Origin of the sequence: Leucobacter sp. UT-8R-CII-1-4, from assembly GCF_030010235.1 — a bacterium.
In the GTDB taxonomy this organism is placed as follows: Bacteria; Actinomycetota; Actinomycetes; order Actinomycetales; family Microbacteriaceae; genus Leucobacter.
On record NZ_JASCRS010000001.1, the window covers coordinates 261,811 to 276,636 of the forward strand.

General features: G+C 57.4%; 13 protein-coding genes. 11 read left to right on the forward strand and 2 right to left on the reverse strand.

Annotated features, from left to right (window positions below; genetic code table 11):
• Nucleotides 1-119: 119 nt before the first annotated feature.
• The 5 genes from QBL02_RS01170 (at nucleotide 120) to QBL02_RS01190 (ending at nucleotide 4,795) form a co-directional block, all read left to right on the forward strand.
• Complete coding sequence (locus QBL02_RS01170) at nucleotides 120-659, forward strand: hypothetical protein (RefSeq protein ID WP_282724519.1); 540 nt, start codon at nucleotides 120-122, stop codon at nucleotides 657-659.
• A gap of 175 nt (nucleotides 660-834) precedes the next feature.
• Nucleotides 835-1,830 carry an ABC transporter substrate-binding protein gene (locus QBL02_RS01175; RefSeq protein ID WP_282724520.1) on the forward strand — a complete coding sequence of 332 codons (996 nt, stop codon included), beginning with the start codon at nucleotides 835-837 and terminating at the stop codon, nucleotides 1,828-1,830.
• A gap of 76 nt (nucleotides 1,831-1,906) precedes the next feature.
• Nucleotides 1,907-2,947, forward strand: a complete 1,041-nt coding sequence (locus tag QBL02_RS01180; protein WP_282724521.1) for an iron chelate uptake ABC transporter family permease subunit — start codon at nucleotides 1,907-1,909, stop codon at nucleotides 2,945-2,947.
• Nucleotides 2,937-4,037 carry an iron chelate uptake ABC transporter family permease subunit gene (locus tag QBL02_RS01185; protein WP_282724522.1) on the forward strand — a complete coding sequence of 367 codons (1,101 nt, stop codon included), beginning with the start codon at nucleotides 2,937-2,939 and terminating at the stop codon, nucleotides 4,035-4,037. Before QBL02_RS01180 ends, QBL02_RS01185 begins: the two co-directional genes overlap by 11 nt.
• Complete coding sequence (locus QBL02_RS01190) at nucleotides 4,034-4,795, forward strand: ATP-binding cassette domain-containing protein (protein ID WP_282724523.1); 762 nt, start codon at nucleotides 4,034-4,036, stop codon at nucleotides 4,793-4,795. The genes QBL02_RS01185 and QBL02_RS01190 overlap by 4 nt, the downstream gene beginning before the upstream one ends.
• 53 nt (nucleotides 4,796-4,848) lie before the next feature.
• Here the strand turns inward: QBL02_RS01190 and QBL02_RS01195 are convergent, their stop codons facing one another.
• Both QBL02_RS01195 and QBL02_RS01200 read right to left on the reverse strand, forming a co-directional pair.
• Nucleotides 4,849-6,792 carry a prolyl oligopeptidase family serine peptidase gene (locus QBL02_RS01195; protein ID WP_282724524.1) on the reverse strand — a complete coding sequence of 648 codons (1,944 nt, stop codon included), beginning with the start codon at nucleotides 6,790-6,792 and terminating at the stop codon, nucleotides 4,849-4,851.
• 9 nt (nucleotides 6,793-6,801) lie between these two features.
• Entirely contained in the window at nucleotides 6,802-8,250 is a 1,449-nt protein-coding gene (locus QBL02_RS01200) for a serine hydrolase domain-containing protein (protein WP_282724525.1), read from the reverse strand.
• A gap of 233 nt (nucleotides 8,251-8,483) precedes the next feature.
• On the opposite strand from QBL02_RS01200, the gene QBL02_RS01205 reads away from it, so the two are divergent.
• The 6 genes from QBL02_RS01205 (at nucleotide 8,484) to solA (ending at nucleotide 14,693) form a co-directional block, all read left to right on the forward strand.
• The gene (locus QBL02_RS01205) at nucleotides 8,484-9,467 is read left to right on the forward strand and encodes a helix-turn-helix domain-containing protein (protein ID WP_282725256.1); all 984 of its coding nucleotides are present in this window, start codon (nucleotides 8,484-8,486) and stop codon (nucleotides 9,465-9,467) included.
• Between the two features lie 210 nt (nucleotides 9,468-9,677).
• Nucleotides 9,678-10,583 (forward strand): transporter substrate-binding domain-containing protein, encoded by a 906-nt coding sequence (locus QBL02_RS01210; protein ID WP_282724526.1) that lies wholly within the window; start codon nucleotides 9,678-9,680, stop codon nucleotides 10,581-10,583.
• The gene (locus tag QBL02_RS01215) at nucleotides 10,580-11,536 is read left to right on the forward strand and encodes an amino acid ABC transporter permease (RefSeq protein ID WP_282724527.1); all 957 of its coding nucleotides are present in this window, start codon (nucleotides 10,580-10,582) and stop codon (nucleotides 11,534-11,536) included. Before QBL02_RS01210 ends, QBL02_RS01215 begins: the two co-directional genes overlap by 4 nt.
• An 89-nt stretch (nucleotides 11,537-11,625) precedes the next feature.
• Nucleotides 11,626-12,342 carry an amino acid ABC transporter ATP-binding protein gene (locus tag QBL02_RS01220; protein ID WP_349238631.1) on the forward strand — a complete coding sequence of 239 codons (717 nt, stop codon included), beginning with the start codon at nucleotides 11,626-11,628 and terminating at the stop codon, nucleotides 12,340-12,342.
• Nucleotides 12,342-13,472: a tyramine oxidase subunit B gene (locus QBL02_RS01225; RefSeq protein WP_282724528.1), complete on the forward strand. Its 1,131-nt coding sequence runs from the start codon at nucleotides 12,342-12,344 to the stop codon at nucleotides 13,470-13,472. The genes QBL02_RS01220 and QBL02_RS01225 overlap by 1 nt, the downstream gene beginning before the upstream one ends.
• Before the next feature lie 45 nt (nucleotides 13,473-13,517).
• Nucleotides 13,518-14,693 carry an N-methyl-L-tryptophan oxidase gene (gene solA / locus QBL02_RS01230; protein ID WP_282724529.1) on the forward strand — a complete coding sequence of 392 codons (1,176 nt, stop codon included), beginning with the start codon at nucleotides 13,518-13,520 and terminating at the stop codon, nucleotides 14,691-14,693.
• Nucleotides 14,694-14,826 lie beyond the last annotated feature (133 nt).

Genomic DNA, 14,826 nt, shown 5'->3' on the forward strand with positions numbered 1-14,826 from the left:
CTTACCGAACCATTGAAGCTACCGAGCAAGCTTGCTATCGTTCGAGGAAATAAGGCGAGAGTTGAATCCAATTCGACGCTTTTAAGCGCACGTTGAGGTGAGCCGAGAGGCAGGCAGCATTGCACAAGATTCGAGGCATTCTCGCCGTCTACGCGCTACTTGTCACCGCACTCTCTAGTTGCAGCGCTCCACCCCCACAAGCAACCGCCTCCAAACAAGATACGGAGGCCGCGCCAGAGCAACGGGAGGCCACCCCAGGAGGCATGGCCGCTACTGGCGAGCTTGTCTCTACTAGCGGCGAGAAGATTTCAGGCACCGTGCTGGTCACCGTTAATGAGCCAGCAAAAGGGCCACCTCCAACCACCCTGAATGCCACCATTACGTTCTCCGACCTCAGCATTCCCTACGAGAATGTCCAAGTCGGCGGAACACTCTCTGGCAAGGCGATAGACCCTTGTTTCGATACCGGGAGTCGCGCGGGCGGCGGGGAGATTTCGCCCAATTCTCTGGGTTTCGCAGAAGCGCTCATGCCAATTATGGTGCAGGGCGAGACGGTGCAAGAGGTAGTGCTTTACCTTAGCGATGCCCCGGTCGACGAAGACAGCAATTGTTTGCAGTTGATCGTGGCAAGAGCCGCCCTCAACTGGCAATCGCAATAACGCGCTCGCGCGATTGTAGCCACAAAAGATCGCTTTTGGGCAACGTTTTGGCTGCGCTCAGGCGACCCTCAGCGGAATTCGACACTTCACTCAGAAAAGCGTTAGTGTGATGTTGCTTAGGTTTACCTAACTAAGTGCAGATGAACTCACACCCTTGCTAGGAGAACACGTCACAATGGCATCAATGAAGCGTCGCGGACTCGTCACGCTCGCAGGCATCGCAGTCGCAGCACTCGCCCTCACCGGTTGCTCAAACGGCAACTCGGCAACCGAAGAGGCGCCAGAAAAGGGCAGCACCGCAGAATTCCCGGTCACCGTGACCGACATGGCAGGCAACGAAGTGACCATCGAGAGCGCAGACAGCGTAATCGTCACCGACAACCGCCTGTTCCAGCTCGTCTCAGACTGGGGCATTGAGCTTTCGGCAGCACCTCGTGCACTGATGAGCCCAAACAACCCAATGGTTAAGGACGAAGCAATCCTCGACCTCGGCACCCACCGCGAGCCAGACTTCGAGAAGGTTGTCGCAGCAGACCCCGACCTCATCATCAACGGCTACCGCTACGGCGGGTACGAAGAGGACCTGCAGAAGGCAGCCCCCGAGGCAGCCATCGTTGTCATGGACAACGAAGAGCTCAGCACCGATGAGTACCTCGTGCAGAGCACCGAACTGCTCGGAGAAATCTTTGGCAAGCAGGACGAGGCAAAGGCCGTCGTAGACAACCTGCACAAGGCAGTCAAGGAAGCCAAGGACGCTTACGATCCAAAGGTCAGCGTTATGGGCCTCGTCACCAGCGGCAACGAGATTCGTTACTCGTCACCAGTCGACGGTCGCGGCGCGAGCGTGTTCTTCAGCCTGCTTGAACTCACCCCCGCACTCGATGCAGAGGGATCGGCAAACCACCAGGGCGACGACATCTCGATCGAAGCAATCGCAGAGGCGAACGCCGACTTCTTCCTGGTATTGGATCGTGACGCAGCCTTCGCAGACACGCAAGAGGTCACCCCAGCGCTCGAGCTCATCAAGGGCTCAGCATCACTAGCCACCGTTCCTGCGGTTGTAAATGACGCCATCTATGTCATGCCAGGTGACTTCTACCTGACCGAAGACATCGTCACCTACACCACCGTGCTGAATGAGCTGACCGCTTCGTTCAAGTCGCTCAAGTAACGGGCACGAACGCGAAACCGCTTTGCCCCGGCTACTCACCGAGCCGGGGCAAAGCCACGCAAGAACGAAGGCTTCCATGAGCACCCAGGCTCCCCTACCGGCCAAGCGAGTCACAAATGTAGACGCGCTTGCATCTTCGCGTTCCTACGCGCCGCAAAGCCGATTGCGCAAGTATGCGTCACTCGGCATTGCCATTCTTCTCACGCTCGGCCTGCTGACCGCATCGGTATGCATCGGTGTCGCCGATATCACCGACACCGTCGGTCGAGGCCATGAGTTCACCTGGATCACCCGAATTCCGCGCACCGTTGCCCTTGTTTTGGCCGGCGCGAGTATGGCAATGGCCGGGCTGATCATGCAGTTGATGACTCAAAACCGTTTCGTCGAACCGACAACGGTTGGCACAACAGAGTGGGCAGGGCTCGGCCTCCTGCTCAGCTACATATTGCTGCCAAGCTCTGGGGTCTTCGCAAAAATGATTATTGCGATCCTGTTTGCTTTCACCGGAACAATGATCTTCTTTGCGTTCTTGCGAAAAGTCACACTCAAGTCTTCACTCATTGTGCCCATCGTTGGCATCATGTTCGGCTCGGTCATTAGTGCCGTCACCACATTTCTTGCGCTGAAGTTCAACCTGATGCAGACCCTCGGCAGTTGGCTCGCCGGTCGTTTCACCGGAGTTGAAAGCGGCCGCTACGAACCGCTCTGGGTCGTCGCCATAGTGGCCGTTGTGGTGGTGCTCATCGCTAACCGCTTCACCGTGGCAGGACTCGGAAAAGACGTTGCCACAAACGTCGGCTTGAACTATGAGCGTGTGGTGCTGCTCGGCGTTGGCCTTGTCTCAATTGTGACCGGCGTGGTCACCGTGGTAATCGGCGCCCTCCCCTTCTTGGGCCTGATCGTGCCGAACCTTGTTTCGATGGTGCGCGGCGATAATCTTCGCACAAATATTCCCTGGGTCTTCATCACGGGCATCTGGATCGTCACCATCTGCGACATTCTCGGCCGAGTGATCATCATGCCGTTCGAGATTCCAGTGTCAATTGTGCTCGGCGTAGTCGGCTCCATCACGTTTATCTTCTTGCTGCTGCGTACCAGGAGGAACCTTGTCCGCTGATCCAACGCCCCTCACCACACCGAACTCAGCGAGGGCAAACACGCCAATTGCAGCCGCGAGCACCAGTGAGGGCAGGCCCGGTGACGTCTCTCGTCACGTCGGCCCATATGCCAGCCGCACCCACCATCGCCGCTACTACGTGATTCTTGGCGGCCTGATTGTTGCAGCTCTTGCCCTCACCGTGCTGCTGCTCACCTGGGGCAACTCTTACCCTCTACTCTCTGAAAAGTGGTGGCGCATTTCGGGAATGCGAGTTGACTCGCTCGTGGTGATCGCGCTCGTCACCTTCTGCCACTCTTTTGGCACCGTTGCCTTTCAAACCGTCACCAACAACCGCATCATTACGCCCTCGATCATGGGCTTCGAGTCGCTCTATGTGTTGATTCAGACCTCGATTGTGTACTTCTTTGGCACGACCGGACTGGTAGAACTGAGCGGACTCACGCAGTTCCTCATGCAAACCTCGATGATGGTGCTATTCGCGGTGCTGCTGTATTCGTGGCTGTTCTCAGGCAAACTGGGCAACCTGCACATCATGCTTCTGGTCGGCATTATTCTCGGCACCGGGCTCGGCGCGCTCAGCGCATTCATGCAGCGCATGCTGAACCCAAATGAATTTGATGTGCTGCTGGCACGGCTCTTCGGCAACATCGGCAATGCCAACACCAGTTATTTGCCGATCGTGATTCCGATCTGCGCCGCCACCGGCATTGCAATCTGGCTGCTCGCCAGACGACTCAACGTGCTTTCTCTTGGCGCAGAAATCAGCACAAATCTCGGCATGAACCACCGTCGCCAGGTGATGCTGATGCTGACCCTGGTCACGATTCTGATGGCAATGAGTACATCGCTTGTGGGCCCCATGACCTTCCTCGGGTTTTTGGTAGCGACTCTCGCCTATTCACTGACCGACACTTACGACCACCGGCTCATCTTCCCGATCGCCTGGCTGCTCGGCTACGTCATTTTGGGTGGCGCCTACTTCTTGCTCCGCCACGTTCTCCCGATGGTTGATGCTGTCACCATCATCGTCGAACTAATCGGCGGGCTCGCATTCCTCATCGTTATTTTGAAAAGAGGCCGACTGTGATTCACATTCACAACGTCACAAAGCGCTACAGCAACGAAGTTGCGATTGGACCGATTTCGCTGGATCTGCCATCGGGCGGCATCATCGCCCTGGTGGGCCCAAATGGCGCCGGCAAGTCGACTCTGCTCACAATGATGGGTCGGCTGCTTAGCCCAGACGACGGCACGATCGAGGTTGGCGGCCTCGACGTGCACGAATCGCCCTCGAAAGAGGTGTCGACACGGGTGTCGATCCTGCGTCAAGAAAATCACTTTGTGACCAGACTCACGGTTCGTCAGCTCGTGGGATTTGGCCGTTACCCCTATAGCGGCGGCAGGCTCACTCAAGAAGACGAAGACAAAATCTCTGAGGCAGTCGACTTTTTGAACCTCACCGATCTTGAGCAACGCTTTCTCGATCAGCTCTCGGGTGGTCAGCGTCAGCGCGCCTATGTCGCGATGGTGCTCGCGCAAGACACTGAATATCTGCTGCTTGATGAGCCACTGAACAATCTCGACGCACAGCACTCAGTGCAGATGATGCAGCAATTGCGTCGCGCGGCAGACGAACTCGGCCGAACCATCGTGATCGTGTTGCACGACATCAACTTCGCTGCCGCCTACAGCGACTACATCGTAGCGATGGATCAGGGCTCGGTCATTATGCATGGCAGCCCCGACGAGATTATTCGCGATGAGGTACTCACCCAGGTGTTCCGCACTCCGGTCACCGTGGTAGATGGCCCGCACGGAAAGATCGCGGCATACTACAAGTGCTAACGCAATGGGGTCAGCCGGGGTCGTGGCACCGCAGCTGACCCCATTTCGAGTGATTACGCAGCTGGCACGTAAGTATCAAGCCAGGCGAGAACTCGATCGCGGTAGTCGATCTTTTGGCTCGGCTTACCCTGCACAAAGAACAGGTGTGAGCCACCGGGGTAAATCACCATCTGACTTGGCACACCGGCTTCACGCAGACCTGCAAACCAGGCTTCAGCCTGCTGCACCGGGCAACGCTGGTCTTCGAGACCGTGCAGGATCAGCGTTGGTGTGCGTACCTCGTGCACATCGGCAATCGGCGACACCGCACGCAGCTTCGCGTAGTCAAGGTTGTCACCCTGCCCCATTTCGATGCGCGAGAAATACCCAGCGAGGTCGGCGGTGTGCGCAATCGAGGCAAGGTCCGAGACCAGACCGCCAGCAATACCGGCAGCAAAAAGTTGCGGGAACTTGCTGGTGAGCGAGCAGACCGAGAACCCGCCATAGCTATAGCCAGTCACCGCGAGGCGATCCTTGTCAGCCAACCCCTCGGCAACAAGCGTGTGCAGCCCAACGGTGAGGTCGTCCGCGTCAATGTAGCCCCATTTACCGGTGGTGCCACCAAAAAACTCGTCGCCATAGCCGTCAGAGCCGCGCGGATTCACGATCAACACGCTCCAGCCCCGCGCAACCAGCTGATGGTGGTGCAAAAAGCCGGGGTTCGCGATAGGCATCCACGCGTTGTGTGGTCCACCGTGCACGTCAAGCAGCACCGGCGTAGCACCAACGGCATCTGCTGGTCGCAGCAACCAGCCCTGGACCCGAGTACCATCGGCTGTTTCAAACCAGCGTTCCTGCCAGTTTGCGCGCAGCAGCGTCTCAACAGGTACGTCAATCGCGAGTGAGGTGCGGTGGATCAGCGAGCCATCGGGAGCGTGAATTTCGACCTCTGCGAACTCAGTATCGGTCGCACGCACAAAGGTCGTTGTTCCGTCGTGTGCCACGTCAAGGCCAAAAATGCACGAGCGGTCATCTCCAAAGAGCAACTCGGCCGGTGCAGCGGGATCGGTGTAGTCAACCGAATACACCTGTGCGACGCCGCCCTCACGAATCGTAAACATCACGGCTCGACCGTCGGCGCTGAATCGAAGCGCCGAGCCTGGGTAACCACCGTTGCCACCAACAAGCACATTTCGATCGAGCTCTGGCGCAAGTCTGCGCAGTTCGCCACTGGCCAGATCGATCAGCAACAACTGGGTATTTCCGGCAACCGGTTCTTGCAGGCCGGTGATAATCAGTGCCGAGCCATCTGGCGTGAACGCCGAGGCAGCACCGAGTCCAAGAAATCCCTCGAAGACCTGTTTGCCGTCTTTGCTGGCCACTTCAAGCACCTCGAACACGCTCACGTGGTGTTGATCCCACGCATCGTCTCGCCAGGTCGAGAACGCGAGAAGGCGCCCATCAGGTGACCATGAAAGCGAAGATGCCGAGTGCATCCCAGAGCGCAGCACGGTAACTTCGCCGCTCGCGCGATCAATCAGCAGAATCGAAAAGAGTGTGTCGCCAAAACGCCCCATGCCATCCATCTTGTGAAATGTGGTGCTGGCAACAAGCGGCTCACCCGGCAGGGTGGTTGATTCAATCACAACCACAGCAACTTTGCTGGCGTCGGGAGCCCAAGCAACCCCGCTCACACCAAAGGGAGCGGTATCGGCGGTGGTGACGGCGACGGTCTTTCCTGACTCGAGCAGTGCGAGCTGCCCGATACCACTCTCGGCGTCGATGAACGAAAGTGTGCCGTCTGATAGGTATTGCGGCGCCCGACCCTTCGCTACCTCGGCGATTGGGGCGGCTACGCCATCACGCAAGCGCCAAAGCGCCGAATCAAAACTGTCATCTTTGTGGTTGTCGACACTCACCACGAACGCCACTTCGCTTGCGTCTGGTGAAATTGCCGCAGCAGCAGGGGTACTAACTACCAGTGTGTCTTTGGTCTCGAGCAGAGGAACGGAGGTCATCAATGATCCTTAATTTGAAGCGTTTGCGGCCGACCCGACGACACCGGCGGGTTTGAAGGGTTCTGGGCTGCGCTCAAGCAAACGCCCGGTCCAAATGAATTCGCGGCCCTGGTGGTTGACCCTTGAAATCTCAGCGGTGCGCCCGGAACGCTCGTACACAAAACGGTTTTGGCCCGCGGCACGAAGCGGGAACGAAGGCGCGGTCACTCCCGGCTTCGCTGACCAGGCATCACTCATGGCGGCCCGCACCACACCCGATTCGTCTTCGGTGATTTCGAGGCACATCCACGGCGAACTCCAATTGCCGATCAGATCGCGCAGCGCACCCTGATCTGCGAGTTCCTCGTCGCGCGGTACTGGCCGGGTAAGGCCGATCTCTTTCGCAATGATCTCTTCAAGCTGTGCAACAAAAGTGCTGCCCACCGCCGAGTTCGTCAGAATACAAATCGCAAAACCGAGCTCGGGGAACACCGTGAGGTTTGCGTTCTGCCCGATAGTGCCGCCCGAGTGGGTGAGCACCGGGGTGCCCCAGTCAGCAAGCGCCCAACCCAAGCCCCAACCGGTCATCGTGGTCGATACCTGGTCGAAGCTGTGTTGTTCAGAGCGCATCGCGAGGGCCGATTCGGGAGAAAGCACGTGCTCCCCGGTGAGGGCAACACCGTCGCGCAGATGGCTCGCTGCGAAGCGCAGCATAGTGTCAGCGGTGCCGGCGAGCAGACCGGCCGGACCGAGCGCGCGAGGGAGCTGCCAAGTTTTGGTTGCCACGGCCGGTGAACCATCTGGTTGCGGGTTGTGCCCGGCGGCCGTTTGATAGAGACCTGCGTCTGCCGTCTTCGAGAAGAGATCGGTGACGCCAAGAGGAGCTGCAATCTGAGAAATAATCAGGTCATCCCAAAGCTCGCCCCGAAGCTCAACAGCAATTGCTCCCGCAATCGAAAAGCCTGAGTTGCAGTAACTGTGCGGGCCACCAGCTTCGGTGATACTTTGCGCTTCTGGAATGGTGTCAAGGTAGGCGTTCAGCGCGCCCTCATCTTCACCGGTGAATCGGAAGAAGTCACCCTCGATACCCGAGGTGTGGGTCAACAGATGGCGAACCGTGATCTGCTCGGTGGCTCCGTCGACGTCAGTTCGTAGCTTTGGTAGCACTTCGGCGACGGTGGTGTCGAGGGTAATTTTACCCTCGTCAATTAGCTGCATCAGCAGCGTCGTGGTCCACACCTTCGAAATTGAGCCGTAGTGAAAATGAGTGCGGTCATTTACCGGTGCGCCGTGGTCGCGGCTGGCAACGCCAGTGTTGACCACACGAATTTCAGCGTCTTCAGCATTGTCTGAGTGCAGCATGAGCACCCCGACCTGGGCACCAGGGATATCAAGCGAGACTGCGAGATCATCAATTCGCTTTTGCCATTCGGCTGTAGCAAGGAGATCTTTGGGCAATGAAACGGACTGCGCTGTCAAAATGTTTCCTCCGGATATTCTCGGTTTCGAACATCCTTTCAGCTTCGGCGCCGAAGCGATTTGGACGGCTCAACCAATCCTGGACTGTTGATTGTCGAACTCGACAGACTCGATGCGTTGGGATGTTCTTCGACCCCAAAATTTTAGCCAGTGCCTTGTTTGCCAGCGAGGCGGCGGCAACCGCACACAGGCATGCGATCCAGCGCGCTCGAAAGATATAACATCAAATTGTGATGCACGCACCGTCTGCGCCCCCGCACACAATTCGCAGATTCTCAACGTTTGACAGTCTCGGGAAGGCCGTCTCACGATCGTTTGTGCCTATGCTGCTCTCGGATTCGGGAGCAACACAGTCAAGCTTTTTCAGCGCGAGCATTCGCTCAACTGCGGTCGAAGACACCTATTTCTCTGACAACAGCGCTTCGGCGTCTCTCGCGTTGGGCCGAACGAGCAGCACCGTGCAGCAGGGTGGCAGCGGGTTTTACATGCTCAGTCTGCTGCTCTCAGGCTCAGGCGTGCTCTATCAAGACGGGCGTTCGCTGCAAATTCAGCCCGGGCATCTCGCGTTCTACGAAACTTCACAACCGCTCGCGCTGTTTTTGGGTGACGGACATCGTGAATTTGTTATGCGCTTTCCAAAAGACCGATTGCACTTGCCGACGGCGTACACCGATCAGCTCACAGCCACCGCAATTGATCGCGCGCATTCGCTTGGCGCGGTGGTACAAAGCTACCTATTGCATCTGCCAGAGCAATTGGCAACACAGTCTCCTAGCGTGCAGAGCAGACTCACCCGTACCGGGCTTGATCTGCTCGGCACCATGTTCGGTCAGATTCTAGGGGTAACTGCTGAATCGTATGATCCACGAGCACAGCTTTTGCAGCGCGTTGAGGTGTTTATCGAGGATCATCTGGCCGATGCAGAGCTCTCCCCCGAAACAATCGCGAAAGCCCACTACATTTCGAGCCGTTCGCTTCGTGATCTGTTTCAAAGCACGGGCAACACAGTGAGCGGAACGATCCGCGAACGGCGGCTGCAGCGATGCCGTGCCGATCTGGCAAGCCCGAGGCTTGCGGCCCACAGTTGCGCCGCGATCGCTGCACGCTGGGGTTTTGTCAATCAGAGCCATTTCAGCAGGTCTTTTAAAGAGCGTTTTGGCCAGTCTCCGAGCGAGTTTAAGGCAGAACAGCTGCGAATACTCACGGCCACCGGCTGAGACCAAACCGTTACCAAACTTGCCTCTCGCGGCAGCAGCCATGCCCCCAATGGCATGGTGCACTCGCAAGGTCCAAGCGCCGACAAATCTCGATTTAGCATGACTTCAGGCATTGGGTTTGACCCTGTTCCTGCAACCTAGATTTTGAGGATGCTGACCATTGCGGGCTTCCCAACGAGGTGAACCCCCAGTCCCAAAGGAGTGCAAAATATGCGCAACAGCATAAAGTTCATTGGTCTTTTGACCACCGTCGGTCTCGGTCTCGGCCTGGCAGCTTGCGCGCCAGCAGCCGTCGACACCTCAGCGTCGAGTGAGAGCGATACCGCTGCCGAAGCAATCACGGTAGAAAAGGTCGATGAGATCGCAGCGCTGCTTCCAGCCGATATCGCTGACAAGGGTTACATGCAGGTGGTAACGACCCTCGGCATGGCACCCATGAACTTCCCCAACACGAAGACGAATGAAGTCGAGGGGTTTAACCCTGACCTTTCACAGGCAGTCGCTGACGTGCTCGGTATCGAACGCAAGCTTGATACCGCCACAATCGATCAGATCATTCCAGGTATTGACGCGAAAAAGTACGATGTGGCTTTCGCCAATATGGCGATCACCCCAGAGCGTCTCGAAGTCCTTGATCTGGTCGAGTACTATCTCTCTTCTTCGCAGGTGGGCGTGAAGCAGGGAAACCCTGAAAATGTTTCGATCGACGATCTCTGCGGCCACGCGGTTGGGGTCTCGAACGGTTCGTTCCAACTGAATGTCGTGCTGCCAGAAATCTCTGATGCTTGCGTCGCTGACGGCAAGCAGGCAATTGATATTCAGGCTTACCCGGATCAGCAGAAGGCGCTGCTCGCAGTGCTCAGTGGCCGCATCTCGGCAGCCACGATGGACGGCCCAATTCTGCAGTACCTGATGACCAAGGAGCCTGAGATCGAGGCAATTGGCAAGGTTGGCCCAAGCGGCCCAAGCGCTATCGGCACGGGCAAGGAATCAGGCATGTCTCCTGCTATCACCGCCGCGCTGCAGCATCTGATGGATACCGGTGTCTACGACGAGTTGCTCGCTAAGTGGGGCATCCAGGATCTCGGCGTCGAAGAGGCGAAGGTTCTCCGTTGATCGCCGGCACGCAGCCCGCCACGATTGAGCGTGGGCAGACGACAACCAAACGTGTACTTCCGGCACGTCAGGGCGGGTTGCGTGCCTTCGGCATTGCAACACTCGTCGCACTCATCGCGGCGATTATTGCGCTCGCTTTCAACGAGAATTTCAAGTGGCCTATCGTTGGCGAGTTTCTTTTTGATCCAAACATTCTGATTGGCATCTCAAACACACTGCTCTTGACACTCTGCTCGATGGTCGCTGGCACCCTACTTGGAGTGTTGCTTGCGCTCATGAAGCTCTCAAGCGCCAAGCAGTTTTCGCTGATCGCTGATGGCTACATTTGGTTGTTCCGAGGCGTACCACTGCTAGTGCAGCTGCTGATTTGGTTCAACCTTGCCGCTCTCTTTCCAAGCATCGGGATCGGCATTCCCGGCACCGATTGGTTCATCGGATTCAACGCTAACCAGCTCATTAGCCCGTTTACGGCCGCGCTTCTCGCACTGACTTTGCACGAAGCGGCATATATGGCTGAGATTATTCGCTCAGGGATTCTCTCGATCGATAGCGGCCAGACTGAGGCTGCCGCCGTGCTCGGTATGCGCCCGGGACAAATCATGCGCCGTGTCATCTTGCCTCAGGCTATGCGGGTCATCATTCCGCCGACGGGCAACCAAGTTATCTCGATGCTCAAGACCACCTCGCTCGTGAGTGTGATTGCGCTGAACGACCTGCTGTACTCGGCTCAAATCATTTACTCCGCGAACTACAAGGTGATCCCACTGCTTCTGGTCGCGAGTTTCTGGTATCTCGTGATTGTCACCGCGCTCACGCTTGTGCAGTCGCGTATTGAGCGTCACTTCGGTCGCAGTGAACTTGCCCGTGCCGGCAAAAAGAATCCCAAACTGCCGAATAAATCCGCGGCAGCAAGTCGGGCGACCGCGACCAATCAGGTAGGAGAAGCACAGTGAGCATTGTGAGCGATACAAACGAACAAGCTGCAGTGGCCACCCCTGCGGTACAGGTCTCACACGTCTCAAAACGTTTCGGCGACAATGAGGTGCTCAGCGATATCTCGTTCAATGTGAACGAGGGCGAAGTGGTGTGTCTTGTGGGGCCGAGTGGCTCCGGAAAATCAACCATTCTGCGCTGCATCAATCGTCTCGAGGTCGTAACCACCGGTGATATTCATGTCTTCGGCGAGCGGGTTGGTTACGTTGACGAGGCACCCGGCGTGGTGCGTCTGGCGAATGCCAAGCAGTTGGCCGAGTCGCGTCGCGGTATCGGAATGGTGTTTCAGCGTTTTAATCTCTTCCCGCACATGACGGCTGTCGAAAATGTGATGGAGGCGCAGCGCCAGGTACTGCGGCGAGGCAATGCCGAGGCAAAGCGTGAAGCTCTTCGCCAACTTGAACGAGTGGGCATGCTGGATCGCGCAGACTTCTACCCTTCGCAGCTCTCGGGCGGGCAGCAGCAGCGCGTCGCCATTGCCAGGGCTCTCGCGATGAGTCCAAAAATCATGCTGTTCGATGAGCCCACTTCGGCGCTCGATCCGGAGCTGGTTGGTGAGGTGCTTCAGGTAATGCAGCAGTTGGCAAAAGAGGGCATGACCATGATCGTGGTTACCCACCAGATGGGCTTTGCGGTCGATGTGGCAGACCGGGTGCTGTTCATGGATGGTGGCGTGATCATCGAAGATGGCCCCGCCGAGCAGGTTGTGCATCGGCCAAGCCATGAACGGGCAAAAGCGTTCTTCTCGCAGTTGGAGCTCAGCTAATGACAAACACACGAATCGAATTTTTGTACCTTTCAGAACCGGACATGATTGAAGCGGGCGTTACAGACATGGCTGCCTGTGTCGACACGATGGCCGAAGTTCTCGGTCTTTTTGCTCGCGGTGACTATCGGATGGCTGGACCCGACAATGTCTCGCACGGTGCGCAGTTGTTTTTTCCGAAAGAAGAAACCTTCCCTGGTATGCCCGTCGATGGCCCCGATCGCAGGTTCATGGCAATGCCCGCCTACCTCGGCGGTGATTTCCAGGTCGCTGGCTGCAAATGGTACGGCTCGAACACCAGCAACAAGGCGCTCGGCTTACCCCGGTCAATTCTGATGTTCACTCTGAACGATAAAGACACCGGCGCACCTCTCGCGTATATGTCGGCCAACTTGCTGAGTGCCTATCGCACCGGTGCCGTGCCGGGAGTGGGCGCACGACTGCTCGCCCGTGAGGATTCGCGTGTGGTGGGCATCGTGGGCCCGGGGCCAATCAATAAAGCATCTTTTGAGGCGTACATGGCGGTTCGTCCCGGCATCACCACACTCAAAATTGCCGGTCTCCTGCAGCAAGACATTGATGGTTTTATGCACTGGGCAGAGTCGACCTACCCGCAGCTCACCTCGATCACTCAGGTCGAAGGCATCGAAGCAGCCGTTCGTGATTCAGATATCGTCAGCATCGCTGTGCCAACGCCCTCTGGCTCAGAGCACTACCCCACCGTCAAGAATGAGTGGGTAAAACCGGGCGCCTTTATCTGCTCTCCCTCGCACCTTGCGCTTGATGCGAGGCTGACCGCACGCGCCCGGCATGTGGTTGACGCACGCCCAATCTACGAGTCTTGGGCAGATGAGATTCCGGCACCTGCCTACGAATCAATCGGCCTGTGGGGAATGTCTCTTGTTGATCGGGTGCGCAACGGTGAATTTGCCCGCGAGAGATTCGAAGACATCGGCGAAATCATTGATGGTCGGGCCGCTGGCCGAAGCCACGCAGACGAGATATTCATCTACGGCACTGGCGGAATGCCTGTTGAAGATGTCGCGTGGGCAACCAAGGTGTACCGCAATGCTCTGGAACGTGGGATCGGCACACAGCTCACGCTCTGGGACACTCCCGCCCTCGGATAACTTGAATCAGCAACGGTTTTCACTAGACAAAACGAGATGTAGGCAATGACGGATACCAAGAAAACCAACGTTGTAGTTGTCGGTGCTGGCGCGGTTGGCGCAATGGCACTTTGGCAGCTCTCAAAGCAGCCCGACCTTGAGGTAGTTGGCATCGAGCAGTACGGACGAGTGCATTCGCACGGGTCTTACGCCGGTGAGTCACGAGTCTTTCGAACTGCCGTGCACGAAGGCGGCTCATACGTGCCGATGATCCAACGCTCACGAGAGTTATGGCGCACGCTTGAAAAAGAATCAGGTCGCGAGATTTACCGAGAAGTTGGTTGTCTGAGCATCGCTCCTGAGGGCTTCCCGGATCTGCTCGTGGCAATGCGCACGATTGAAGATTTCGAGCTGCCCCACCGCATGCTCTCCAATGAAGAGCTGCGAAAGGAGTACCCGCAGCACCTGGTCAGCGATGAAGATATCGCGGTGTTTGACGAGCAAGGCGGTGGCCTTCGACCCGAGGTTGCGATCATGAGCGCTCTCGAACTGGCCGAGGCAAACGGCGCCAAGCTGCATTTCAACACCACCGTTCTAGAAATCGAGAGCCGCAGCAGTGGCGTCATCGTGCGAACCACGCAGGGCACGGTGCACGCCGACCGAGTGGTCATCGCCTCGGGGTCGTGGTCGACCAGACTGATGCCCGAGTTGCAGGATCTGCTCAGAATTCAAGTCATCGGGCTCACCTGGTTGCTGCCACGAAACCCAGCCCTCTACGCACCAGAGCGATTCCCGGCGTTTTTGCGCGATGTGGGCGACGTGCACTTTTTTGGCGCACCAAGTTTTGATGGCTACGCCTTTAAAGCTTGTACGAACCCCAAATGGCCTGTGTACCGCGATGTCGAGGGAGTTCCCACTTCGCACTCCAGAGAAGAACTGATTCGCATTGGGCAGCGTGCGGTAGAACTTTTTGACGGGGTCAGTCCCGAGCCTGTTCGCGAGAGTGTGCACCACTGTGCGTACACCCCTGACCGGCTACCCGTAGTCGACCGGAGCGCCGACGAGCGTATCATCACCGTCACCGGACTATCCGGGCACGGCTTCAAGTTCGCGCCCGCACTGGGCGAGTACGCTGCGCAGCTTGCCGCCGGCCTCACCCCTGACATCGACGAGCGATTCTCACTGGCCTCACGTCTGCAGGCGCTCAACACGCTCGGCCCCTACCAGGGCGGTGGGCACTGAAGCATTCGGGTTGTGCAGAGCGATCGCACACCTAGGTGACGCTTCCCCAGCAGGCTGGGCATTTGGGGTACATGAGCTGCTGGGGAATCGTCACTGAGAAAAACCCGCACTACAGCGAACGCTTTCCTCACTA

Excerpts from the sequence above, each read along its gene's own strand:
- QBL02_RS01225 (WP_282724528.1), top strand. The coding sequence starts at position 12,342 with ATGACAAACACACGAATCGAATTTTTGTACCTTTCAGAACCGGACATG.
- QBL02_RS01175 (WP_282724520.1), top strand. The coding sequence starts at position 835 with ATGGCATCAATGAAGCGTCGCGGACTCGTCACGCTCGCAGGCATCGCA.
- QBL02_RS01195 (WP_282724524.1), bottom strand. The coding sequence starts at position 6,792 with ATGACCTCCGTTCCTCTGCTCGAGACCAAAGACACACTGGTAGTTAGT.
- QBL02_RS01205 (WP_282725256.1), top strand. The coding sequence starts at position 8,484 with ATGCACGCACCGTCTGCGCCCCCGCACACAATTCGCAGATTCTCAACG.
- QBL02_RS01180 (WP_282724521.1), top strand. The coding sequence starts at position 1,907 with ATGAGCACCCAGGCTCCCCTACCGGCCAAGCGAGTCACAAATGTAGAC.
- solA (WP_282724529.1), top strand. The coding sequence starts at position 13,518 with ATGACGGATACCAAGAAAACCAACGTTGTAGTTGTCGGTGCTGGCGCG.
- QBL02_RS01210 (WP_282724526.1), top strand. The coding sequence starts at position 9,678 with ATGCGCAACAGCATAAAGTTCATTGGTCTTTTGACCACCGTCGGTCTC.